General features: G+C 69.6%; 22 protein-coding genes. 9 read left to right on the top strand and 13 right to left on the bottom strand.

What is annotated here, in order from left to right; genetic code table 11:
• Positions 1-262: 262 nt before the first annotated feature.
• From ACTJKH_RS17520 to ACTJKH_RS17560, 9 genes are all read right to left on the bottom strand, one after another.
• Positions 263-1,228: an aldo/keto reductase gene (locus ACTJKH_RS17520; protein ID WP_440737975.1), complete on the bottom strand. Its 966-nt coding sequence runs from the start codon at positions 1,226-1,228 to the stop codon at positions 263-265.
• A complete protein-coding gene (locus ACTJKH_RS17525) occupies positions 1,228-3,321 on the bottom strand; it encodes a beta-galactosidase (protein WP_440737976.1) in 2,094 nt (697 codons plus the stop codon). The genes ACTJKH_RS17520 and ACTJKH_RS17525 overlap by 1 nt, the downstream gene beginning before the upstream one ends.
• Positions 3,322-3,367: 46 nt before the next feature.
• Positions 3,368-4,369 (bottom strand): LacI family DNA-binding transcriptional regulator, encoded by a 1,002-nt coding sequence (locus ACTJKH_RS17530; RefSeq protein WP_440737977.1) that lies wholly within the window; start codon positions 4,367-4,369, stop codon positions 3,368-3,370.
• Positions 4,362-5,501 carry a ThuA domain-containing protein gene (locus ACTJKH_RS17535; RefSeq protein ID WP_440737978.1) on the bottom strand — a complete coding sequence of 380 codons (1,140 nt, stop codon included), beginning with the start codon at positions 5,499-5,501 and terminating at the stop codon, positions 4,362-4,364. The genes ACTJKH_RS17530 and ACTJKH_RS17535 overlap by 8 nt, the downstream gene beginning before the upstream one ends.
• Positions 5,494-6,459 carry an aldo/keto reductase gene (locus ACTJKH_RS17540; RefSeq protein ID WP_440737979.1) on the bottom strand — a complete coding sequence of 322 codons (966 nt, stop codon included), beginning with the start codon at positions 6,457-6,459 and terminating at the stop codon, positions 5,494-5,496. The genes ACTJKH_RS17535 and ACTJKH_RS17540 overlap by 8 nt, the downstream gene beginning before the upstream one ends.
• Positions 6,456-7,457 (bottom strand): ABC transporter permease, encoded by a 1,002-nt coding sequence (locus tag ACTJKH_RS17545; protein ID WP_440737980.1) that lies wholly within the window; start codon positions 7,455-7,457, stop codon positions 6,456-6,458. Before ACTJKH_RS17545 ends, ACTJKH_RS17540 begins: the two co-directional genes overlap by 4 nt.
• Positions 7,454-8,461, bottom strand: a complete 1,008-nt coding sequence (locus ACTJKH_RS17550; RefSeq protein WP_440737981.1) for an ABC transporter permease — start codon at positions 8,459-8,461, stop codon at positions 7,454-7,456. The genes ACTJKH_RS17545 and ACTJKH_RS17550 overlap by 4 nt, the downstream gene beginning before the upstream one ends.
• A 40-nt stretch (positions 8,462-8,501) precedes the next feature.
• Positions 8,502-9,584, bottom strand: coding sequence for a sugar ABC transporter substrate-binding protein (locus tag ACTJKH_RS17555; protein ID WP_210095986.1), 1,083 nt, complete (start codon positions 9,582-9,584; stop codon positions 8,502-8,504).
• 67 nt (positions 9,585-9,651) lie between these two features.
• On the bottom strand, positions 9,652-10,458 hold the full coding sequence (locus tag ACTJKH_RS17560) for an ATP-binding cassette domain-containing protein (protein ID WP_440737982.1): 807 nt from the start codon (positions 10,456-10,458) through the stop codon (positions 9,652-9,654).
• A gap of 267 nt (positions 10,459-10,725) precedes the next feature.
• Here ACTJKH_RS17560 and ACTJKH_RS17565 point away from each other — a divergent pair, with 267 nt between their 5' ends.
• The 4 genes from ACTJKH_RS17565 to ACTJKH_RS17580 all read left to right on the top strand — a co-directional run bounded on the left by ACTJKH_RS17565 (position 10,726) and on the right by ACTJKH_RS17580 (position 15,237).
• Positions 10,726-12,228: a CoA-acylating methylmalonate-semialdehyde dehydrogenase gene (locus tag ACTJKH_RS17565; RefSeq protein ID WP_440737983.1), complete on the top strand. Its 1,503-nt coding sequence runs from the start codon at positions 10,726-10,728 to the stop codon at positions 12,226-12,228.
• 30 nt (positions 12,229-12,258) lie between these two features.
• Positions 12,259-13,464 carry an acyl-CoA dehydrogenase family protein gene (locus ACTJKH_RS17570; protein ID WP_440737984.1) on the top strand — a complete coding sequence of 402 codons (1,206 nt, stop codon included), beginning with the start codon at positions 12,259-12,261 and terminating at the stop codon, positions 13,462-13,464.
• Positions 13,461-14,363 (top strand): 3-hydroxyisobutyrate dehydrogenase, encoded by a 903-nt coding sequence (mmsB, locus tag ACTJKH_RS17575; RefSeq protein ID WP_440737985.1) that lies wholly within the window; start codon positions 13,461-13,463, stop codon positions 14,361-14,363. The genes ACTJKH_RS17570 and mmsB overlap by 4 nt, the downstream gene beginning before the upstream one ends.
• 97 nt (positions 14,364-14,460) lie before the next feature.
• Entirely contained in the window at positions 14,461-15,237 is a 777-nt protein-coding gene (locus ACTJKH_RS17580; RefSeq protein WP_440737986.1) for an enoyl-CoA hydratase, read from the top strand.
• A 118-nt stretch (positions 15,238-15,355) separates the two neighbouring features.
• On the opposite strand, the gene ACTJKH_RS17585 is transcribed toward ACTJKH_RS17580, so the two are convergent.
• The 3 genes from ACTJKH_RS17585 to ACTJKH_RS17595 are packed head-to-tail and all read right to left on the bottom strand — an operon-like array spanning position 15,356 to position 16,804.
• Positions 15,356-15,799, bottom strand: a complete 444-nt coding sequence (locus tag ACTJKH_RS17585; RefSeq protein ID WP_440737987.1) for a YdeI/OmpD-associated family protein — start codon at positions 15,797-15,799, stop codon at positions 15,356-15,358.
• Positions 15,796-16,266: an SRPBCC family protein gene (locus ACTJKH_RS17590; RefSeq protein WP_440737988.1), complete on the bottom strand. Its 471-nt coding sequence runs from the start codon at positions 16,264-16,266 to the stop codon at positions 15,796-15,798. The genes ACTJKH_RS17585 and ACTJKH_RS17590 overlap by 4 nt, the downstream gene beginning before the upstream one ends.
• Position 16,267: 1 nt before the next feature.
• A complete protein-coding gene (locus ACTJKH_RS17595) occupies positions 16,268-16,804 on the bottom strand; it encodes a MarR family winged helix-turn-helix transcriptional regulator (protein WP_440737989.1) in 537 nt (178 codons plus the stop codon).
• 128 nt (positions 16,805-16,932) lie between these two features.
• Between ACTJKH_RS17595 and ACTJKH_RS17600 the strand changes: the two genes are divergently transcribed.
• The 3 genes from ACTJKH_RS17600 to ACTJKH_RS17610 all read left to right on the top strand — a co-directional run bounded on the left by ACTJKH_RS17600 (position 16,933) and on the right by ACTJKH_RS17610 (position 20,403).
• Positions 16,933-17,709, top strand: coding sequence for an electron transfer flavoprotein subunit beta/FixA family protein (locus tag ACTJKH_RS17600; RefSeq protein WP_440737990.1), 777 nt, complete (start codon positions 16,933-16,935; stop codon positions 17,707-17,709).
• Position 17,710: 1 nt separating this feature from the next.
• The gene (locus tag ACTJKH_RS17605; RefSeq protein WP_440737991.1) at positions 17,711-18,682 is read left to right on the top strand and encodes an electron transfer flavoprotein subunit alpha/FixB family protein; all 972 of its coding nucleotides are present in this window, start codon (positions 17,711-17,713) and stop codon (positions 18,680-18,682) included.
• Positions 18,683-19,149: 467 nt separating this feature from the next.
• Positions 19,150-20,403, top strand: a complete 1,254-nt coding sequence (locus ACTJKH_RS17610) for a cytochrome b/b6 domain-containing protein (RefSeq protein WP_440737992.1) — start codon at positions 19,150-19,152, stop codon at positions 20,401-20,403.
• A gap of 112 nt (positions 20,404-20,515) precedes the next feature.
• Here the strand turns inward: ACTJKH_RS17610 and ACTJKH_RS17615 are convergent, their stop codons facing one another.
• Complete coding sequence (locus tag ACTJKH_RS17615; protein WP_210095974.1) at positions 20,516-21,022, bottom strand: GNAT family N-acetyltransferase; 507 nt, start codon at positions 21,020-21,022, stop codon at positions 20,516-20,518.
• 130 nt (positions 21,023-21,152) lie between these two features.
• Here ACTJKH_RS17615 and ACTJKH_RS17620 point away from each other — a divergent pair, with 130 nt between their 5' ends.
• Complete coding sequence (locus ACTJKH_RS17620; protein WP_259161730.1) at positions 21,153-21,713, top strand: acyl-CoA thioesterase; 561 nt, start codon at positions 21,153-21,155, stop codon at positions 21,711-21,713.
• Position 21,714: 1 nt separating this feature from the next.
• Positions 21,715-22,539, top strand: a complete 825-nt coding sequence (locus ACTJKH_RS17625) for a hypothetical protein (RefSeq protein ID WP_440737993.1) — start codon at positions 21,715-21,717, stop codon at positions 22,537-22,539.
• Positions 22,540-22,595 lie beyond the last annotated feature (56 nt).

Consider the following 22,595-nt stretch of genomic DNA (forward strand, 5'->3'; position numbering starts at 1 on the left):
CGGGAATCGGTCGAAACGCGGTCATTCACGCGATTCGAACGCGAAAGCGGGCCGGGACCACCGCAAGACAGAGAAGACCCCCGCCGACCCGATTCGGCGGGGGTCTTTCGCGGTGTGTCACCGCAACGGGAGCAGACGCTCACCGTGGTGCGCGGATGACGTGACTACCCGATCCGGTCTGAGTCTGTGTCCGCGCATATGCAGTTGTAGTCGGTCGACGTGTACGAACGGTGAACGACCGGCGAACACCGGTTCGAGACGGTCACCAGGCGTACGCCTCGGGGGCGGTGCCGCCGGGACCGGGCCAGATGCGGTCGAGTTCGGCGAGCGTGTCGGCATCGAGCGTCACGTCGAGCGCCTCGACGGCAGAGTCGAGCTGGTCGATCGTGCGCGGGCCGATCACCGGGGCGGTCACGGTCGGCTGGTGCAGCAGCCAGGCGATCGCGACGACACCGGGGCGGATGCCGAGCTCGGCGCAGAACTCCTCGTAGCGCTCGATCGCGGGGCGACGGTCTCCGAGGGCGTCGAGGCTCGACCGCGAGCGGTCGGTCTTCTGCAGCACCCCGCCGAGCTGCCCGCTGGCGAGCGGCGACCAGGGCAGCAGCCCCATGCCGTACTGCTCCGCGGCGGGCACGACCTCCAGCTCGACGGTGCGCTCGGTGAGGTTGTACAGCGACTGCTCGGTCACCGGGGCCGGATAGCCGGATGCCGCGGCGATCTCGTGCACGCGCGCGAGGTGCCACCCGGCGAAGTTCGAGCTGCCGAGATAGGTGATCTTGCCCTGCTCGCGCAGCGTCGCGAAGGCGCTGAGCGTCTCGTCGAGCGGCACATCGCGGTCGATGTGGTGCATCTGGTACAGGTCGATGTGGTCGGTGCCGAGTCGTCGCAGCGACGCGTCGACCGAGGCGCGGATGTGCACCGCCGACAGCCCTCGGTCGTTCGATCGGGGACCCATCACGCCGAACACCTTGGTCGCGACGATCAGGTCGTCGCGGTTGCCGCGGTCCTGCATCCAGCGTCCGAGGATCTCCTCCGACTGCCCGGGGTGGTCGCCCCACCGGCCGCCGCCGTAGACGTCGGCGGTGTCGATGAAGTCGATCCCGGCCTCCACCGCGCGATCCAGGATGGCGCGCGAGGCCTCCTCATCGATCACGGGGCCGAAGTTCATGGTGCCGAGGGCCAGGCGGCTCACGCGGGCACCGGCTCGTCCGAGACGTGTGTAGTGCATCAGCTGTTCTCCTTCTGAGAGTTCTGCGAGTTCTGCGAAACCTGCGAGTCCTGCGACACCGACGACGGCGAGTCGCTCGTGTCGACGAACGCCCATCCGTACGCCCCGAGCTCGCGGCGCGCGTCGGTCGAGCCGGTGAGCACATCGGTACCGGCCACCTCGACCGCGAACGGCTCGGCGCTGTGGTTGATGACGGTGAGGATGCCGCCGCGGCGGGCGATCTCGACGTGCGCGGGAAGTCCTTCGATCTCGGCGGTGACCCCGGCCTCGGCCGCGAGCCAGCCCAGCACCGCGGTCATGCCGTCGTCGTCGGGGATCGTCGCGAGATAGTAGCCGTGACCTGCGCCGAAGTCCTTGCGGGTGAATGCCGCCCGGCCCTCGGTGCGCCCCTCGGTGAAGCGGCCGAGCACCTCGGCATCCTGCACCAGCAGCTCCTCGGCGAAGTACTGGCCGACGATCCGGCCGGCGGGCCCGTCGAGCGGGGCCTCCGACTGACCGGGCCCGTCGGGCACCGCGTGGCTCGCGATCTCGCCGGCCGAGTCGGCCGAGCGCACGGACTCGGGCGGAACGAGCGCACCGAAGTCCTCGAGGGCGACGCCGAGCGCGTCGCGCAGCGAGACGATGAACCCGCCGTCACGGAAGGCGTCGTCCTGGTCGACGACGTCGCTGAACGCCGAGACGAACAGGTTGCCACCTCGGTGCGCGTAGGCCGAGAGGTTGGCCGCGCCCTCGTCGCTCAGCAGATACTGCTGAGGTGCGACGACGAGCGAGTACGCGCTCAGGTCACTGGTCGTGTTCACGATGTCGACGGCGAGGTTCTGACGGTGCAGAGCCGCGTGCCAGCGGTGCGAGAGCGTGAGGTAGTCGAGCACGATCGGATGGTCGCGGCCGTCGATGGCCCACCAGTTCTCCCAGTCGAACACGAGCGCGATCTTCGCTCCCGAGGTCACGTCCGGCAGCTCGGGCAGCTGCGCGAGCCGGCCGCCGAGGTCGACGACCTCCCGCCACGTACGTGTGTCGAGCCCGGCCTGCGGCACCATCGCCGAGTGGAACTTCTCGCTGCCGCGGCGGGACTGGCGCCACTGGAAGAACATGATGCCGTCGGCACCGCGCCCGACCGCCTGGGCGCTGATCGCCGCCATCTGACCCGGCGCCTTCGGCGCGTTGGTCGGGCGCCAGTTCAGCGCGTTCGTCGACTGCTCGGTGAGGATCCACGGCACGCCCGGCTTGAGCCCGCGCATGAGCTCACGGGCGAACGCCGCGCCGCGGAACGACTCGGGGTCGTTGGGGTCGGGGTAGTTGTCGTCGCAGATGACATCGACCTCATCCGCCCACTTCCAGTAGTCGGCCGGCGGGAACGCCCCCATGAAGTTCGTGGTGATCGGCTGCGTCGCCCCGGAGGCGCGGATGATGTCGCGCTCCATCACGTACAGCTCGAGCAGGGTGTCGGAGGTGAACCTCTTGAAGTCGAGCACGCTGGTGGGGTTGATGCTGTACGGCGCCTTGCGCGGCGGCACGATCTGGTCGAACGCGGTGTAGCGCTGCGACCAGAAGTCCGTGCCCCAGGCGTGGTTGAGGGCGTCGATCGTCGCGTACTTGCGCTCGAGCCACACGCGGAACGCGTCGCGCGCCGCGTCGGAGTAGTCGTAGTGCAGGTGGCATCCGTACTCGTTGTTGACGTGCCAGAGCACGACGGCCGGATGCTGCGCGTAGCGCTCCGCGAGGGCGGTGACGAGCTCCGATGCGAGGCGACGGTAGACGGGCGAAGCGGGCGCGTACGCCTGGCGGCTGCCCGGCCAGAAGGTCGATCCGTCGGCATCCTGCGGCAGCATCTCGGGATACGCGGCGGAGGCCCACGGCGGTGGGGATGCGGTGGCGGTCGCGAGGTCGACCTGGATGCCGCCCTCGTGCAGCAGCCCGATGATCTCGTCGAGCCACTCCCAGTCGAACTCCCCCTCGGCGGGCTGGATCCGCGACCACGAGAAGATCCCGAGGCTCACGAGCGTCACACCCGCTTCGCGCATGAGCCGCACGTCTTCGGGCCACACCTCTCGTGGCCACTGCTCGGGGTTGTAGTCGGCGCCGTAATGCATGGATCTCCTGGGTCGGTGGTCGCGAGGACCGGATGGGTGGGGAAGGTCAGTGGGAGCGGGTCGAGGCCCGAACCACGAGCTCGGGCACGAAGCGCGCCTCGATCGGATCGTCGGAGCCGGCGAGGTGGTGCATGAGCAGCTCGACGGCCCGCGCGCCCATCTCCCGGGCGGGTTGGCGCACGGAGGTCAGGGGCACGACCGCGGCGCCGGCGAACTCGATGTCGTCGTAGCCGACCAGCGAGATGTCCTCGGGCACGCGCAGGCCCCGCCCGACGAGCCCCTGCAGCAGGCCGAGGGCGAGGTGGTCGTTACCGGCGAAGATGCCGTCGGGGCGGTCTGCTGCGGGCAGCTCGGCGATCTGCTCGCCGATCTCACGGCCGAGGCCGGTGTTCAGCGTGGTCGTCTCGATGAGCGTGGTGCGCACACCGGCGGCATCCGCCACCTCGTGCAGTCCGGTGAGACGCTCGTTCATCTGCTCGCGCGACTTCGGTCCGCCGATGAACGCCAGGTGCCGGCATCCGCCGTCGAGGAGCGCCTGAGCCGCGATGCGTCCGCCGAGCCGGTTGTCGACCGACACGGAGGAGAACTCGCCACGCGGATGCCGCTGGTCGACGAGGACGACGGGCACCCCTCGGCGGCGGAAGCGCTGCAGGTACTCCTCGTGGTACTCGACCGGGGCGATGAGCACACCGTCGACGCGCTGCCGCTCGAACAGGTCGAGGTAGCGGGACTCGCGCTCGGCCGAGTCGAAGCCGTTGCCCACGAGCACGGAGTAGCCGGCGGTCAGCGCCTGCTCCTCGGCGCCGAACGCGAGGTCGGCGAAGAACGGGTTGGTGATGTTGATCACCGAGAACCCGATCGCGTCGCTGCGGCCCGCCTTGAGCTGGCGGGCGGCGATGTTGGGCACGTAGCCGAGCTCGTCGACGGCCTCGGCGACGCGGGCGGCCGCAGACTCCGAGACGAGCTCCGGTCGATTCAGCGCGTTCGAGACGGTTCCGATCGAGACCCCGGCGCGCTCGGCAACGTCTCGGAGGCCGATGTCAGGCATGCCGCTCCTCCTGCGTCCGAGACAGAGCCCGCAGGTCGTCGAGCAGTCGGACGCGATTATCGAGCTTGACGGGCGCCGGGCCGTGCACCACGACGACGCGCCAGTCGTCTCCGAGCAGGATGGCAGATCCGTCGCCGCCGCCCTGCCAACGCCCGTGCTCGGCGACCAGCGCGATCCCCGCGTCGGCGGAACGCAGCATCCGTCCGTCGATCGCGGCTCCGGGCAGGTCGACACGCAGACCGCCGTCGACGGACGCGAGTCGACCGACCTCGCGGCCGTGGCTGTGCAGGGCGGCACCGCCGGCGGGCAGGCGCTCGAGCAGGAGGTATCCGGATGCCAGCAGCTCGCCGTCGTCGAAGTGATCGGCGAAGCCGGCCACTCCCACATCGCCGCCGCGCGGTGCGATCGCGATGAGTTCGTAGTCGAGCGCGGCCGCCTCGAACGCCGGTACCGGCGGGATCGCCGACCGGGCCGGGTCCAGCGCATGTTCGGTACCGACCAGTTCGTCGATCAGCGCATGCAGCAGCGCGCGCGTGCCGTCGGCCCGATAGGCCTCGACGCCGTGGCCGAGTGCCGAGTACGCGACGCCGCCGTGTCCGTCAGCGCCGTGGCGTGACCAGGCGAGAGCGTGGCTGATGCCGTCGTCGGTGTGGATTGCTCGCACCGCGGAACCGTCGGCGACCTCGAGGTGCGAGTAGCGCTCGTCGTACACCCGGAACGGGGGGAGTGGAGCGGCCGGCTGCACCACGCTCCAGCCGATCTGCGGATGCATCGTCACCCCCGGCACCCATCGCCCACCCAGCAGCTCGGCCCAGCGGGGGTCGTCACGGAAGGCGAGAGACGAGGAGTGCACCGCGAGCAGCGGGATGCCCGAGGCCACCGCGTCGAGCAGAGGATCGAGCACGGCGCTCGCCGCAGCGGCCTCCGCGCCCAGATCGCCGCTGATGTTCACGACGAGCAGCGCGGCATCCGTCAGAGTCGCTCCATCGGCCACATCGTCGGTGTCGAGGCGGCGCACCGGCATCCGCTCGGCGAGCACGCCCGCGAGCGCCTCGCTGGTCGCTGCGAGTCCGTGCCACGGGTCGGCGTGCGCGCCGACGCCGGTGACGAGCAGGGCGGGTCGGTCAGTCATCGATCCACGATTCCCGTGAGGGGCGGAGCGCGTCGAGCTCGTCCCAGAGGGCGTCGGGGATGACGGTCTCGGCCATGCGCACAGTCTCGTCGAGCTGCTGCGGTGTGACCAGCCCGCACACGGTGGAGTGGATGCGCGGATCGCGCAGCGAGCTCTGCAGCGCCGCCACGATCAGGGGCACTCCGTGGCGTTCGCACGCCGCGCCCATCGCGTCGATCGCTGCGAGCATCTCGGTCGACGCGGGGGCGTAGTGATAGCGGTCGGAGGTGCGGGGCCAGCTCGCGAGGATCCCGCCTCCGTAGATCGCCGCATTCACCACGCCCATGTCCGCCGCGGCGGCGGCGTCGAGCAGGGCATCCGCCGTGCGGTCGACCAGTGTGGCCCGGTTGTGCGTGATCAGCACGTCGAAGACGTCCGTCTCGACGAATCGGGTGAGCATCCGCGCCGGCCCGCCCGAGATGCCGATGAAGTCGGCGTATCCCTCATCGCGCAGCGACTGCAGCACCTCGACGGGGCCGCCCGGTGCCATCGCCGCGTCGAAGCCGATGTGCTCGGGGTCGTGCAGGTGCAGGATCGGCACCCGCTCGATGCCGAGCCGCTCGAGGCTCTCGTCGAGCGAACGCCGCATGCGGTCAGGGTCGAACGAGTCGCTCTCCGGGTCGCGGTCGAGCTTCGTCTGGATCACGAAACCCTCCGGTACGCCTCCCGCCCGACGAACCGCCAGACCGATCCGGCGCTCGCTCTCGCCGTCGCCGTAGTTGTTCGAGGTGTCGATGAAGGTGACGGGGCTCTCGAATGCAGACAGCGTCAGCCGCACCGCATCCTCCTCCGGCACGGTCAGGCCGTGCACGGGGGACGAGACTCCCCACGCCGCGGTGCCGATGCAGATCGGCGAGACGGCGAGGCCGGTGCGGCCCAGGATCGTGCTCTCGAGCGTGAGCGGACGGTCGGTGCTCATTCGAAGGCGTCCCCTCCACGGAAGCGGTCGACCAGCACGGCGGCCAGCAGGATCACCGCGACGATGAGGTCGAGGTAGTCGGGGTCGATGAAGCTCACGTTCAGGATGTTCGTGATGCCCGCCACGACCAGCAGACCCAGAAGCGCGCCGATCGGGTTGCCGACGCCGCCGCGGGTGATCGAGTAGCCGCCGATCATCAGCGCCGCGTAGATCTGGAACTCCAGTCCGGTGCCGAGGATGTTGGATGCCGAGCCGAGCTGGCCGACGTAGAAGATGCCGCCGATCGCCGCGCCCACGGCGCTCACGATGAGCGCGACCGTCCGCACCTTCACGACCGAGATGCCGGCGCGCTGGGCGGCCCGAGGGTCGCCGCCGACGGCCTGGATCTTGCGTCCGACCCGGGTCTTCGAGACCACGCCCGCCGCGACGAGCGTCAGGCCGACGCCGATGAGAAGCAGAGTCGGGATGCCGAACGTGGTGCCCTGCGTGACGTCGTAGAGCGGTTCGATGAGCGTGGTCGGCGGAGCCTGCACGACGATCGCCTGGCACACGCCGCGCAGCAGCGTCAGCATGCCCAGGGTGACGGCGAGCGGTTCGGCGCCGAGGCCCACGATCACGAACGCGTTGATCGAGCCGACGACGACGCCGAGCAGGATGGTGGCCCCCGCGGCCATCCACGGATCGATTCCCGACGCGACGAGCTGGTTGAACGCGACGGCGCCGAAGCCGACCATCGATCCGATCGACAGGTCGACCACACCGGCGAGCAGCGCGAACGAGGCGAGCACGCCGACGATGAGGGGGATCGCGACCGCGACGCCGACGATGCGCACGTTCGAGACCGAGAAGAAGGCGGGGCCGACCGCGATCGCACCGATGATGATGACGGCAGCGAGCATCAGGCCGATGCTGCCGACGGGGCCCTTGAGGTATGAGAGCACTTGGGGGAGAGCCCGGGGCGACTCGACGTCGGATGCCGGGGCGAATGCCGTGGTCATCGTGCACCTCTCTTGATGCGGAAGCCGTCGATGCCGACGGCGATGATGAGGAGTGCGCCCTGGAAGATCAGCGCGAATGCCGGCGGGAGTCCGAAGAAGGCGATCGACACCGGGATGGTTGAGAGGAATCCGACGCTCAGCAGCAGCACGAGGAAGTTGCCCTTGCCGCCGGAGAGGCTGATGCCCGCGAGGATCACCGCGGCGATCACGATCAGCTGGTAGCTCGCTCCGGCGTTGGGGGTGAAGCTCGGCGTCACCGAGGCGAACAGCACCCCGGCGAGTCCCGCCACCGCGCCGGCGCCCGAGAACGTGGCCAGGCGGACGCGACGCAGTGAGACACCACGAGCGCGGGCGGCCTGCGGGTTGCCGCCGACTGCGGTGAGCCGCCGACCCCAGCGGGTCCAGGCGATCGCGAGACCGGCGAGCACGACGATCGCGAGCATGGGCCAGAAGATGTTGGGGAGCCCGAGGAACTGCCCCAGGCCGAAGGCCCGGAGCGCGGACCCCGAGGGGATCTGCGCCGACTTGAATCCGATCATCATGATCGCGAGGCCGCCGAAGCCGGTGGCGAGCGTCACGATGATGGGGTTCAGCTTGCCGAAGACGATGATCAGACCGTTCAGCAGGCCCCACGCGGCACCCGCGACGATGCCGGCGACCACCGCGAGGAGGTCGGGAACGCCCGCGGCGAGCAGCGTCACGGTGGCCCAGGCGCTGACCACCAGCGAGACCGGGAGGCTGAGGTCGAGCAGGCCGCCGCCGATGACGACGATGCCCTGGGCGACCGAGAGCACGCCCGAGATCGCCATCGTGAACGTGATGGCCAGCAGGGACTGGCTCGACAGGAAGTCGGGGCGGACGATGGTGGTCGCCGCCGCGAGGAGGAACCACACGGCGGCGATGCTCAGGGCATCCCGCAGCGTGGTGCGGCTCCCCGCGTCCGAGCGCGATGTNACGCTCGGACGCGAGGCGGCCGGATCGGCCGTGAGGGTGGGAGTCGTCATGAGAGTCTCGTTCTTCTCGAGACCGATCCGGGAGGAACGGTTAGTTCTTGCAGTAGAGGTCGTAGAGCGTGGTGCCCTCGTCGGCCTCGGAGATCGCGGCGACGCGCTCCTCGATGCCGGGGATGGCCGCGGCCTGCTCCTGGGTGACGGCGCAGGGCTGCACGCTCACGGCCGCGTCGTCGCCGGAGTCCTTGACGGCGGGCGGGTCGCCGGCGGCGATGGCATCCGCGATCTCGAACGCGTAGGCCGCGTACCCCTCGAGGAAGTACATGACGCTGCCGGCGAGGTTCGGGTCGACGTTGTCGCCCGTGATCAGGCCGCCGTCCTGGCCCCAGCCCATGATGTGCGCGTCGCGACCGAGCTGCGTCGCCGCCTGCAGGGCGCCGACGACCGCCTGGTCGTTGAGTCCGACGACGAGGATGTTCTCGGCATCCGGGTGCGCGGCGAAGACGCCGGGCGCGTTCTGCAGCGAGGTGGTGAGGTTGCCGTCGGCCTCGTACGCGACGTATGCGTCCTCGGGGATGTCGGGGCAGACCTCGCCGACGGCGGTCGCGGCGTTGCCGGTGCGCCAGGTGTCGATCTGTCCGGCTGCGGTGCCCTGTGCCGAGATCACGAGGTCGACATCGCAGTCCCACTCGCTCTTGGCGAGCTCGCCGAGAGCCGTACCGCCCTCGGTGCCTGCCGCCGCGTTGTCGATGCCGACGAAGTACCAGCCCTCCTGGGCGATGTCGAACGTGATGACGGGGATGTCGGCATCCTTGTACTTCTTCGCGATGACGGGGTTCGCCTCGGGGCGGCCGTTGAACATCATCACGGCGTCGACGCCCTGCTGCACGAAGAGGTCGGCGTTCTTGACGGCCGTGGCCTCGTCGCCGTCGTTGCTGAGTTCGACGTACTTCCAGCCGCGCTGCTCGGCCAGGGCCTGGGCGACGTCGCCCTGGTAGTCCTGCCAATCGGCGTCGGCCTGGCCGCCGACGGCGAACCCGAGGGTGAAGGTGTCGTCGTCGCCGCCTGCAGAGCCGCCGGCCGGCTGATCGGCGCAACCGACCATCGAGATTCCGGCGACGAGTGCCACGCCGGCGCCGAGAAGGCGCAGGGCGGTGCGGGGTGAGTGATGCGTCATTGCAGTGCTCCTCTTGAGTGGGTGTGTTCGGATGGTGCGGTGTTCGGGTGGTGAAGTCTGGTCGTCGTCAGCTGACGAGGGTCTCGGTGTCTTCCGGGGTGGGGACGTCCGCCGGGATCGCTCCGGTGATCAGGCCGACGATGTCCTGCGCGGTGACGTCGGCGATGTCGCGCACGGCGACCGAGCGGCCGAGGCGCATCACCGTCACGCGGTCGGCCACCGTGTGCAGCTGCTGCATGTTGTGGCTGACGAGGATCACGCTCACGCCGTGCTCGCGCAGGCGGCCGATCAGGTCGAGCACCTGCTGCGATTCACGCACGCCCAAGGCGGCGGTGGGTTCGTCGAGGATCACGATGCTGCGACCCCAGAGCAGTGCGCGGGCGATCGCGAGGCACTGGCGCTGTCCGCCCGACATGCCCTTGACTGACACGTTGACCGACTGGATGCCGACGCCGAGCTCGGCGAGCACCTCGCGAGACCTGGCGCGCATGCCGCGGTCGTTCACGATGTTCAGCGCCTTGAGGAACGGGTTGGTCGAGAGCTCTTCACGACCGAGGTACACGTTCTGCACGGCCGACATCGTGTCGACGAGCGCGAGATCCTGATACACCGTCTCGATCCCGGCGGCGAGGGCGTCGGTCGGGCGGCGGAAGTCCACGGGCGCGCCCTCGACCTCGATCGTGCCGCCGTCGGGGATCACGGCTCCGGAGAGCACCTTCAGCAGCGTCGACTTGCCGGCTCCGTTGTCGCCGACGAGGCCCATGACCTCTCCGCGGCGCAGGGTGAGCGAAGCGTCGGCGAGGGCCGTGACCGCGCCGTAGCGGCGCGAGATGTTGCGAGCGTGGAGAACCAGGTCCTGGTCAGCGAGTGCCATGATCAACCTCATTGTCGAAGGGCTGGAACGTCGACTTTAAACGTTTCAGGTGTTTAAAACGTTTCAGACTCTACAACCGGATCCTCGGATCCGGCAAGGACTTTTCTCGCCGGGGCATGTTCGAATCGCGTGAATGACCCGATATGCCCCCCGAATCGGGTCATTCACGCGATTCGAAAGGGGAGATACAAGGACGACCTAGTAAATCTCAGGATGCCGAAGTACCATTCTCATAGTGCCAACGACGGCGCGAAGGGACATCGCACAATGACTCGTACCATTCCCCATTTCGTAGGCGGATCGCACCTCACCCCCGAGGGCGGCCGCTTCGCCGACGTGTTCGATCCGAGCACCGGCTCCGTGCAGGCGCGGGTGCCGCTGGCATCCGCCGACGAGGTCGCCGACGTGATCGCGAATGCCGAGGCCGCGCAGGTCGAGTGGGCGGCCACCAATCCGCAGAAGCGCGCTCGGGTGCTCCTGCGGTTCCTCGATCTGGTGCAGCGCGAGATGCAGTCCCTCGCCGAACTCCTCGCGAGCGAGCACGGCAAGACGGTCGACGACGCGAAGGGCGACATCCAGCGCGGCCTCGAGGTCATCGAGTTCTCAGCCGGAGCCCCGCACCTGCTGAAGGGCGAGTACTCCACGGGCGCCGGAGCGGGTATCGACGTCTACTCGATGCGTCAGCCGCTCGGTGTCGTCGCCGCCATCACTCCGTTCAACTTCCCCGCCATGATCCCCCTCTGGAAGGCCGGACCCGCCCTGGCCGCGGGCAACGCGGTCGTGCTCAAGCCCAGCGAGCGCGACCCCTCGGTGCCGGTGCGCATCGCCGAGCTGTTCCTCGAGGCGGGGCTCCCCGCCGGCGTCCTGAACGTCGTCCACGGCGACAAGGAGGCCGTCGACGCGCTGCTGACCGACGACCGCATCCGCGCCGTCGGATTCGTCGGCTCGACGCCGATCGCCGAGTACATCTACTCGACGGCTGCCGCCCATGGCAAGCGCGCGCAGTGCTTCGGCGGCGCGAAGAACCACATGATCGTGATGCCGGATGCCGACCTCGACCAGGCCGTCGACGCACTCATCGGCTCGGGCTACGGCTCGGCGGGCGAGCGCTGCATGGCCATCTCGGTCGCGGTGCCGGTGGGACAGCAGACGGCAGATGCTCTCGCCGCCAAGCTCACCGAGCGCGTGGCGCAGCTGCGGATCGGCCCCTCGCTCGCGGCCGACGTCGACTACGGGCCGCTCGTCACGCGCGCAGCGGTCGAGCGCGTCGAGGGATACATCCAGCAGGGTGTCGACGAGGGTGCGACGCTCCTCGCCGACGGTCGAGGCTTCTCGGTGCCGGGTCACGAGCAGGGCTTCTACCTCGGACCGACGCTGTTCGATCACGTCACGACCGACATGGCGATCTACCGCGAGGAGATCTTCGGCCCGGTGCTCGTCATCGCACGCGCCGCCGACTACGAAGAGGCGCTGCGCATGGCGTCCGAGCACGAGTACGGCAACGGCGTGGCGATCTTCACGCGCGACGGCGATGCCGCTCGCGACTTCGCCGCCCGGGTCGAGGTCGGCATGGTCGGAGTGAACGTGCCGATCCCCGTGCCGATCGCGTACTACACGTTCGGCGGCTGGAAGCGCAGCGGCTTCGGCGACCTCAACCAGCACGGTGCAGACGCGTTCCGCTTCTACACGAAGACCAAGACGGTCACGAGCCGCTGGCCATCTGCGGGGATCCGCGAGGGCGCCAGCTTCGTGATCCCCACCATGCACTGATCCCGACGTCACCTCCCACAAGGAACCACGATGACCATGACCACCGTCACCACCACCGCCGAAGAGCGCGAGGCCATCCTCGACGCCGTCCGGGAGTTCGCCGACACCGAGCTCGCCCCCTTCGCCGCCGAGCGCGACGAGAAGCACATCTTCCCCCGCGAGTCGCTGGGCAAGGCCGGCGAGCTCGGCCTCGGCGGCATCTACGTGCGCGAGGACTTCGGGGGAACGGGCCTCAGCCGCTCCGACACGGTTGCGATCTTCGAAGAGCTCGCCAAGGGCGACCCTGCGGTCGCCGCCTACATCTCCATCCACAACATGGTCGTCTGGATGATCGACACCTACGGCGACGATGCGCAGCGCGGCGAGTGGCTGCCGAAGCTCACCGCGATGGACGAGTTCGGCGGCTACTGCCTCACCGAGCCGGGAGTCGGATCGGATGCCGCGAACGTCGCCACGAGCGCGGTGCGCGACGGAGACGACTACCTGCTCACCGGTGTGAAGCAGTTCATCTCGGGCGCAGGAGAGGCCGCGGTCTACGTGGTCATGGCGCGCACCGGCGAGCCGGGCGCACGGGGCATCAGTGCGTTCCTCGTTCCGGGCGACGCCGAGGGGCTCAGCTTCGGCGCCCCCGAGAAGAAGATGGGCTGGCACGCGCAGCCCACTCGTCAGGTCATCCTCGACGGCGTCCGCATCCCAGCATCCGGGATGCTCGGCGATGAGGGCCGCGGCTTCGCGATCGCGATGTCGGCGCTCAACGGCGGTCGCCTCAACATCGCCGCCTGCTCGCTGGGCGGTGCCCAGTGGGCGCTCGACCGTGCCGTGCAGTACGTGCACGAGCGGGTGGCCTTCGGCGAGCCTCTGGCCGAGAAGCAGTCGATCCTCTTCGCGATCGCCGACATGCGCACCGATCTGCAGGCCGCGCGTCTCATGGTCCGCGACGGCGCGCTGGCGGTCGACGAGCAGGCACCGGATGCGACGATGCGCTGCGCCATGGCCAAGCGCTTCGCGACCGATGCCGGGTTCGATGTCGCCAACCGTGCGCTGCAGCTGCACGGCGGCTACGGGTATCTGCAGGACTACGGCATCGAGAGGGTCGTCCGCGATCTGCGGGTGCATCAGATCCTCGAGGGCACGAACGAGATCATGCGCCTGATCGTCGGGCGCGAGATGCTGCGACCGGCAGGGTCCGCGTCCCTCCAGCGGAGCGGCGGAGACCGGATGCGGAGCGCATCATGACCGAGGCGCAGAAGAGGCGGATCGCCTTCCTCGGTCTCGGCCACATGGGCCTGCCGATGGCGAAGAACCTGGTGGCAGCCGGGCACGAGGTGCACGGGTTCGACCTGGTGCCGGCGGCGATCGAGGCGGCGCAGGCGGCCGGCATCCCGGTCGCGGCCAGCGGAGCGGATGCGGTCGCCGACGCCGACGTCGTCATCACGATGTTCCCCGCAGGCAGGCACGTGATCGAGGCGTACCGCACCGAGCTGCTCGCCGCCGCGCGCCCCGACACTCTGTTCATCGAGTCGTCGACGATCGCGGTCGATGAGGCGCGGGCCGCCCATGCGCTCGCCCTCGCCGCCGGTCATCGCAATGTCGATGCTCCGGTCTCGGGCGGCGTCGTCGGCGCCGAGAACGGCACTCTCGCCTTCATGGTCGGCGGCTCCGACGACGATTTCGCCGCAGCCCTGCCCGTGCTCGAGGTCATGGGAAAGCGCATCGTGCACTGCGGTGGCCCCGGACTCGGCCAGGCGGCGAAGGTCTGCAACAACATGGTGCTGGCGGTGTCGCAGATCGCCGTCGCCGAGGCGTTCGTGCTCGGGGAGCGGCTCGGACTCGAGCATCAGGCGCTGTTCGACGTCGTGTCGCAGGCATCCGGTCAGTGCTGGTCGATCACGACGAACTGCCCCGTGCCGGGGCCGGTGCCGACGAGTCCGGCGAACCGCGACTACCAGCCCGGATTCGCCGGTGCCCTGATGGCCAAGGACCTGGGTCTCGCGCTCCAGGCGATCGAGCAGACCTCGACCGACGCCAGGATGGGGCGCCTCGCCCAGCAGCTGTACGCCGCGTTCGCCGCGGGCGAGGGCGCGAGCCGCGACTTCTCGGGCATCATCACCGACATCCGCGACGGGTCTATGTGACGATCGTCTCGGACGGGCTTTCGAATCGCGCACTTTGCAGTGGTTCGGCCCTCAGATCAGCAAAGTGCGCGATTCGAAACGGGAGAGGGAACCCTTCATGACCGAGTACGAGACGATCCTGGTCGAGCAGCGCGGACGCGTCGGGTGGATCACACTCAATCGGCCGCAGGCGTTGAACGCCCTGAACAGTCGACTCGCCGAAGAGGTCACCGCCGCTGCGGTGGCGTTCGATCTCGACGACGGCATCGGCGCGATCGTCGTCACCGGCTCCGAGACGGCATTCGCCGCCGGCGCCGACATCAAGGAGATGGAGAGCATGTCGGCCGCCGAGATGCTCGAGACCGACCACTTCGGGGTGTGGCACGAGTTCGCGGCGGTGCGGACTCCGGTGATCGCCGCCGTCTCGGGCTTCGCACTCGGGGGAGGATGCGAGCTCGCGATGATGTGCGACATCATCCTCGCCGCGGACACCGCGAAGTTCGGGCAGCCCGAGATCAACCTCGGCGTGATCCCGGGGATGGGAGGCACGCAGCGCCTGATCCGTGCGGTCGGCTACTACAAGGCGGCCGAGCTCGTGCTGTCTGGTCGCTTCATGGGTGCCGAGGAGGCGGAGCGCTCCGGCCTCGTGTCCCGCGTCGTGCCGGCAGCCGACCTTCTCGCCGAGGCGTCGACGCTCGCCGAGACGATCGCCTCGAAGTCGCTGCCGTCGGTGTGCGCCGCCAAGGCCGCCCTCGATGCCGCGATGGAGACGACGCTCGCCGAGGGCCTGGCGCACGAGAAGAAGGCGTTCGCGGCGCTCTTCGACACGGAGGATCAGAAGGAAGGCATGTCGGCCTTCCGGGAGAAGCGTGCGCCCGACTTCCGAAACCGCTGAGCTCCGCGACGCTCGGTTCACGTTTCAGCACAGACGCTGCGGAATGGGCGTCGATGGGCCGGTTCGAGACCCGGCGCACCGGTTCATGCTGAGTTGTGAACGGCGGACCGCCGGCAGGTCAGCCGCGCAGCGCCTCGACGATCTTCTCGACGCGGCGGTCGCGGGTCGCCTCCTGCTTGGCCTCGGCGACCGTGCGTGCGTGCTCCTTGCGCGCCGAGTACGACAGGGCATCGAAGGCGGCGCGCAGCGCGGGGTCCGCATCGAGGGCGGCCGAGAGGGCGGGCGGGACCTCGACCTCGCGTTCGGCCGAGTCCACCCGGATGACCGCGTCGACCTCCTGGTCGATCTCGACGCCGAGCTCGGCGCGCACGGCCTTGCTGAAGCCGATCATGTTCTGCCCGCCCATGCGGGCGAGGCGCAGCCGGGCGGTGCGTCCGTCGATCGTCACAGCCACCGGGAATGCCTTGCCGGCGCCGAACGAGGCGACCTGCTCGTCGGTGAGGATGATGGCAGCCGCGGGGCCTCGGCCTTCGAGGGTGGTGTGCAGGCGCAGTTCGCTCATGCGGGCAGTGTACGCCCGCGCTCCTCGGCCTCGGATTGCACATGGTCGTTGCGCTCCTCGATCAGCCGCCGCATGTACGCGCCCAGCACGAGGCGATCGACGAGGCGTCCGATCGGGCCGAACGGCGAGCGGAACCTGATCGTGTCGCGCATCAGCGTGCCCCGCGGATGCTCCTCGAAGACGTGCTCGTGCCAGAACGAGCCGAAGGGCCCCGAGACCTGCCGGTCGCGGAAACCGTGGGGCGGGTCGATGTCGTACACGACCGACCGCAGTCTGAACGGGATGCCGAAGTGCCGCGCACGCCATGTGACGGTCGTTCCCTCGGTGAACGTGCCACCGGCCGGGGCCTCGATCATCGTCTCGCCGTACTGCGCCATGGAGCGCAGGTGCAGCCCCGGGTCGAGGGCGACGGTGAAGACGTTCTCGGGCGCGGCGGAGATCACTCGCTCGAGCACGAATTCGACCATCTCAGAGCGCGTCCGGTTGCGGCCTGGGGTCGCTGAAGTCGCCGGCGGCCTTGCGCATGCGCGCCACGATCGCGACGAGCTCGGCGGCGTCGGCCTTGCTGATGCCCGGGTCGGCGAAGACGTCGTCGTTCAGGGCGACGGTCGCGCGGTCGACGAGGTCGCGACCGTCGTCGGTGAGCGCGAGCAGGGCTGCGCGCCCGTCGTGCGGATGCGGTTCCCGCACGATCAGCCCGTCACGCACCAGCCGCTCGGCGGTGCTCGTGACGGTCGTGGCGTGGACCTGCAGTCGGGCGACGACGCTCGACAGGGGCAGGCGTCCGGATCGGCTGAATGCGAGCAGTCGCAGCATCTCGTAACGGGCGAAGCTGAGTGCGAAGGGCTTCAGTGCGGCATCCACCCGTGCGAGCAGCAGCTGCTGGGCCCGCATGACGGAGGTGACCACGGTCATGCCGTCGGCGGCATCCGTCCACCCGTGCGCGAGCCACTGCCGCTTCGCCTCGGCGAGCGGATCCACGGGCAGGGGGCGGGGTCGGACCACGGTTCTACGGTAGGGCATCAGCTTCGAGGCGCGGGGAGGCGGCGCTCGAGCCGCATGGTTCTCAGTCGCTGCTCGGATGGGACTCAGTATCAACGCGCTAGAATCGACGCAGTCGTGAGGAGCAATCGATGAAGATCTTCGTCCTGGTCAAAGAGGTGCCGGACACCTATGGCGATCGCAAGCTGGATCTCGAGACCGGGCTCGCCGACCGCGGCGCCGGTGACGTGGTCCTCGATGAGATCACCGAGCGGGCCCTCGAGGTCGCGCTGAGCCACGCCGACAAGAACGAGGGCACCGAGGTGGTGGCGCTCGCGATGGCCCCGGGCGGCTCGACGGCGTCGGTGCGACGGGCACTCGCGATCGGAGCCGGCTCCGCCGTGCACATCGCCGACGAGCAGCTCGCCGGCGCCGATCTCGGACTCACCGCCGAGACGCTGGCCGCGGCGATCCGCCGCGCCGAGCCCGACCTCGTGATCACCGGCAACCTGTCGACCGACGGCTCGGGCGGCGTCATGGCGGCCATGCTCGCCGAGCACCTCGGCTGGGCTCAGGCGACCGCGCTCACGAGCGTCGAGATCACGCCCGAGGGCATCGCGGGAACCCGAGGGGCGGATGCCGGAGCGCAGCCGATCTCGGCATCCCTTCCCGCCGTCATCTCGATCACGGAGGCGCTGCCGGATGCGCGTTTCCCGAACTTCAAGGGCATCATGGCGGCCAAGAAGAAGCCGCTCGAGGTGCTCACCCTCGACGACCTCGGCGTCTCTGCCGACCCTGCCGCGGCTCCTCGCACGATCATGACCGCGGTGGCCGAGAAGCCACCGCGCGCGGCGGGCGTGAAGATCGTCGATGAGGGCGATGCCGCCGAGAAGCTGGTGGAGTACCTCGTGCAGAACAGGCTGGTGTGACATGACCTACCCCGAGAACCCGATCCTCGTCCTGATCGACCTCGACCCCGCGGGCAACCCGGCCAGCAGCACGGCCGCCCTCATCGGCGCCGCGTCGACGATCGGATCGCCCGTCGCGCTGATCGTCGGCGGATCCGCGGATGCCGCATCGAAGGCCGCTGAAGCCGGAGCATCCGTCGTGCTCACGGCCGACGCCGACCAGACGACGCTCACGGTGCCGATCGTCGACGCGTTGCAGGCGGCATTCACGCAGGTGCAGCCGGATGCCGTGCTGATCTCGAACTCGATCTCCGGCCGCGATGTCGCCGGTCGTTTCGCCGTGCGCGCGAAGCTCGCGCTCTCGGTCGACGCCGTCGGCGTCTCCCGTGACGACGAGGGCGTCATCGCGCACCACTCGGTCTACGGCGGCGCGTACCTCGTCGATTCGGCGCCCACCTACGGCGCCGCGGTCATCACGGTGCGTCAGGGTGCGGTCGACGCGAGGGCGGAGGCCGTGGCCTCCCCGACCGTCGAGGCTCTGAGCGTCGCGGCATCCGGTGCTCCGGGTGCGACCGTGGGCGCGGTCGAGGCCGTCGAGGCGACGTCGTCGAGGCCGGAGCTGCGCGGCGCGACCCGGGTGGTCTCGGGCGGGCGAGGTCTCGCCTCGAAGGAGAAGTTCGTGCTCGTCGAGGAGCTGGCGGATGCCCTCGGTGCCGCCGTCGGCGCGTCGCGCGCCGCGGTCGACGCCGGCTACATCCCGCAGTCGCATCAGGTCGGCCAGACCGGTGTCTCGGTGTCGCCGCAGCTGTACATCGCTCTCGGCATCTCGGGCGCGATCCAGCACCGTGCCGGCATGCAGACGGCGAAGAACATCGTCGCGATCAACAAGGACGGCGAGGCGCCGATCTTCGACGTCGCCGACTTCGGCATCGTCGGCGACCTGTTCACGGTGGTGCCGCAGGTGATCGCGGCTCTCGAGGCGCGGAAGAAGTAGTCATGGCGACGCGGATGCTGAGGCGCGGACTGCCGCGTGTGCGCGGTGGCGAGCCCTGGCCTCCCGGGGTCATGGTCGACGAGCCGACCGACGAGGGCGCCGTTGCTTCGCCGGTCGTCGAGCGAGAGGGTGCCTCTCCCATCGTTGAGCAAGAGGCTACTTCTCCGGTCCCTGCGTCTCCGGTCTCTGCGTCTCCGGTCGTCGAGAGTGCGGCGCAGCGACGAGACGATACGTCCGCCGCGACGGGCGCATCGCTCCGCCGGGGACTGCCGCGTGTGCGCGGCGGCGAGCCCTGGCCCCCCGCTGATGCTGCGGCCGGTGCTGCCGCCGGGGCGTCGGGTGCGGCGAGCACGGCCTCGTCCTCGCCGAGCGGTCCGGCGGAAGCAATGCTCGCGGAAGATCACGCGTCATCGGCGTCGCCGATCGATGCGCCCGCGATCGACGCCTCAGCCTCTACTGCCACCTCCGTGAACTCCGTCGTCGAGTCGACCACCGCCCCGGTCGCCGCACAGACCGGCTCCGTACGCCGTGGCCTGCCGCGCGTGGTCGGCGGGGACCCGTGGCCGCCGGCCGGCACCGTACCCCTGGTCGTCGCCGACGCCGCGCCGGCCGCGGTCGTCGCGAACCCTGCCGCCCCCGCCCCGGCGGTCACCGACGCCCCTGCCCCGGTCGCCGACATCGCGGCATCGGCGCCTTCCGCGGCCGAGGCCCCGGCATCCGCATCCCTCACGCTCCGCGACACCAGCGTCCCGCTGTCGGCGCCGCGCACCGTGTGGAACGGCAGCGCTCCTCGGCGCATCCCGGCCGTCGCTCCGGCATCCGGTCGCCCTCGTCCCACCTGGACCCAGGCGATCGCGGGTCTCGTCGGCGCCGCGGCCCTCGGCATCCTCGCCGCCGCCGCTGTGGCGTTCGTGCGCGCCCTGCTGAGCTTCCCGTTCATGCAGGACTTCCTCGCCGCGTTCCCCGGTGAATACGAGCCGGCCGTCGCCGTCGAGCCCGGATTCGCACCGTGGACCAACTGGGCGCACTTCTTCAACGTCTTCCTGATGGTGCTGATCATCCGGTCGGGACTCCGCATCCGCAACGAGAAGCGCCCCACGGCCTTCTGGACCCCGCGGGGCGACCCCAAGGGCAAGGTCAGCCTGACGATCTGGTTCCACCAGGCGCTCGACATCCTGTGGCTGGTCAACGGCGTGATCTTCGTGGTGCTGCTGTTCGTCACGGGGCACTGGGCGCGCATCGTGCCGACGAGCTGGGAGGTCATCCCCAACGCGCTGTCGGCCGCGCTGCAGTACATTTCGTTCGACTGGCCGACCGAGCACGGCTGGGTCAACTACAACAGCCTGCAGCAGCTCGCCTACTTCGTGACCGTGTTCATCGCGGCCCCGCTCGCGGCGGCGACCGGCATCAGGATGTCGGGGATGTGGCCGAAGAAGGCCGAGCGTCTCTCGAAGGCGTACCCGATCGAGTGGGCCCGCGCGCTCCATTTCCCGGTCATGATCTACTTCGTGGTGTTCATCATCGGGCACGTCGCCCTGGTGTTCCTCACCGGATTCCTGCGCAACCTCAACCACATGTACGCGTCGTCGGATGCCGTCGGCTGGACAGGCTTCTGGGTCTTCGTGGCGTCCCTCGTGGTCATCGCGATCGGCTGGGTGGCCGCGCGCCCGCTCGTGATCGCACCGATCGCCAAGCTCTTCGGCAGCGTCTCGGGGCGCTGACCGGTTCACGGCTCAGCACCGACTGCGCCTCCACGCAGAGAAGCGGCCCTCTGCCGATGGCAGGGGGCCGTCTCATGCGGAATGGTGAACGCGAGGCTCACCGCGCCGAGGGTCAGCGGACGAAGCGCACCTCGGTGAGCGTCTCGCCGAGGAAGGGCTCCGTGTGGCTGGCTCCGTCGAGCGTGAAGCCGTTGCGCGTGTAGAAGCGGTGGGCGCGGGGGTTGTCTTCCGCGACCCAGAGGTAGAGCGACTCGTCCTTCTCGACCGCGGCGTCGAACAGCTTCTGGCCGATGCCGGTCGAGTGATACGCGTCGAGCAGGTAGATGAAGTAGAGCTCGCGGAACGCCGGAGCGTCCTTGTCGCGGGCGGGGCCGGAGCCGACGAAGCCGACGATCTCGCCGTCGACGAGCGCTGCGCGCATCGTGAACTCGGGGCCCTGAGAGGCCCAGTGCGTCCACAGCTCGGCCATGCGCCGGGGCGAGACCTTCTCGAGCGCGGCCTTGCTGATCAGGTGGTCGTAGGTCTCGTGCCAGCACTGCGCGTGCACGCGACCCAGGGCTTCCGCATCCACATCACGGACCGGACGGACGATGACTTCAGGCTGGGCTTCGGCGCTCATATCGTGACTCTACGCGCGGCCTCCGCGAACGGGAAATCGAGCGGATGCCCTCACAAACCCCCGGTGCCGCGCTGGAGGGTTCGCACAACGATGTTCGTGATCCGTTCATCGATGGCTACGATCGATCCTCGTGAACGTGATCTGGCGCACTCTCCTCGTGATCCTCTCCGCCCGTCGTCGCGTGCGTCGGGGCAAGACCCTCGATGCCGCCTCCGTCAGCAGCATCAGACTGACGACCCTCCCCACGGACATCGACATCCTGCGCCACATGAACAACGGTCGCTACCTGTCGCTGTTCGACCTCGGCCGCTGGGATCTGCTGATCCGCACGGGGCTGTTCGACGCGATGACCGAGCGCGGCTGGTACGCCGTGGTGTCGAGCGAGACCGTGACCTTCCGCAAGTCCCTGCAGCTCTGGCAGCGGTTCGAGGTGCAGTCGCGCTTCATCGGTCACGACGACAAGGCCGTGTTCCTCGAGCACCGAGCCGTCGTCGGCGGCGAGATCTACGCACGGGTGATCGTGCGCTCGCGGATGCTGCGTCGCACCGGAGGCACGGTCAGCAACGAAGAGCTGTTCGCCGCGGTCGGCAAGCCCGAGGGGGTGCCCGAGATCGACTCCTGGGTGCACGACTGGGCCGCGGCATCCGCTCTGCCTCCCGTGCGCAGCTCGGCGCCGAGTGTGTGGAACTGAGATGACCGATCCGTGGGGACTCGAGACTCGCGCACCGGGGTCGGTGCTGCTGGTCGGATGCGGCAAGCTCGGAACGCGCCTGGGTGAGCGCCTGATCGCGCAGGGCGCGGAGGTCACGGCCATGCGGCGCCATGCGAGCGACCTGCCCTTCGCGACGATCGAGGCCGATCTGAGGCATCCGCTCGACCGGGAGCTCCCGGCGTACGACTCCGTCGTCATCACGCTGCCGCCGAGCACCGAGGGCGACTCGATCTATCCGCCGGCGCTGCGCGGACTCGCGGATGCTCTCCCGGCGATGCCGTCGCGCGTGGTGTTCGTGTCGTCGACCAGGGTGTTCGAAGGCCGCCCCGGCGAGACGCCGTTGACCGAGCGCGACGCGCCCCGGGTGTCGAGCGAGCGGGGCGGCGATCTGCTCGAGGGCGAGCAGCTGGCGATGGAGTTGTTCGGCGCTCGGATCGTGCGACCGGCCGGCATCTACGGGCCTGGCCGCGACTTCCTGATCCGTCGGGTCACCGAGGGGGCGGCCGTCGATCACTCGCGCCGCACGAACCGCATCCATGAGACCGACCTCGTGCGTCTGCTCGAGGCGATGCTGCGCGCGGACTCGGCGCCCCCGCTGATCCATGCCGTCGACGCCGAGCCTGTGCTGCTCGGCGACGTGGTCTCGCACATCGCCGGTCGTCTCGCGGTCGAACCGCCTCCGCACGTCGATCCCGAGGTCGGCGGCGGCACGGTTCTCGACGGGCACCTGCTGCGGGAGTTCCTGGGTGCGCTCGAGTATCCGACCTTCCGCGAGGGCTACGACGAGATGATCGCCGCCCGCTGAGTCGCGACGACGGGAGCTGCCGGTGCGCCCGAGGCGACTGAGCGCCCGTCGCTCAG

It is taken from the genome of Microbacterium sp. 22215 (genome assembly GCF_052045655.1).
Lineage (GTDB): Bacteria > Actinomycetota > Actinomycetes > Actinomycetales > Microbacteriaceae > Microbacterium > Microbacterium phyllosphaerae.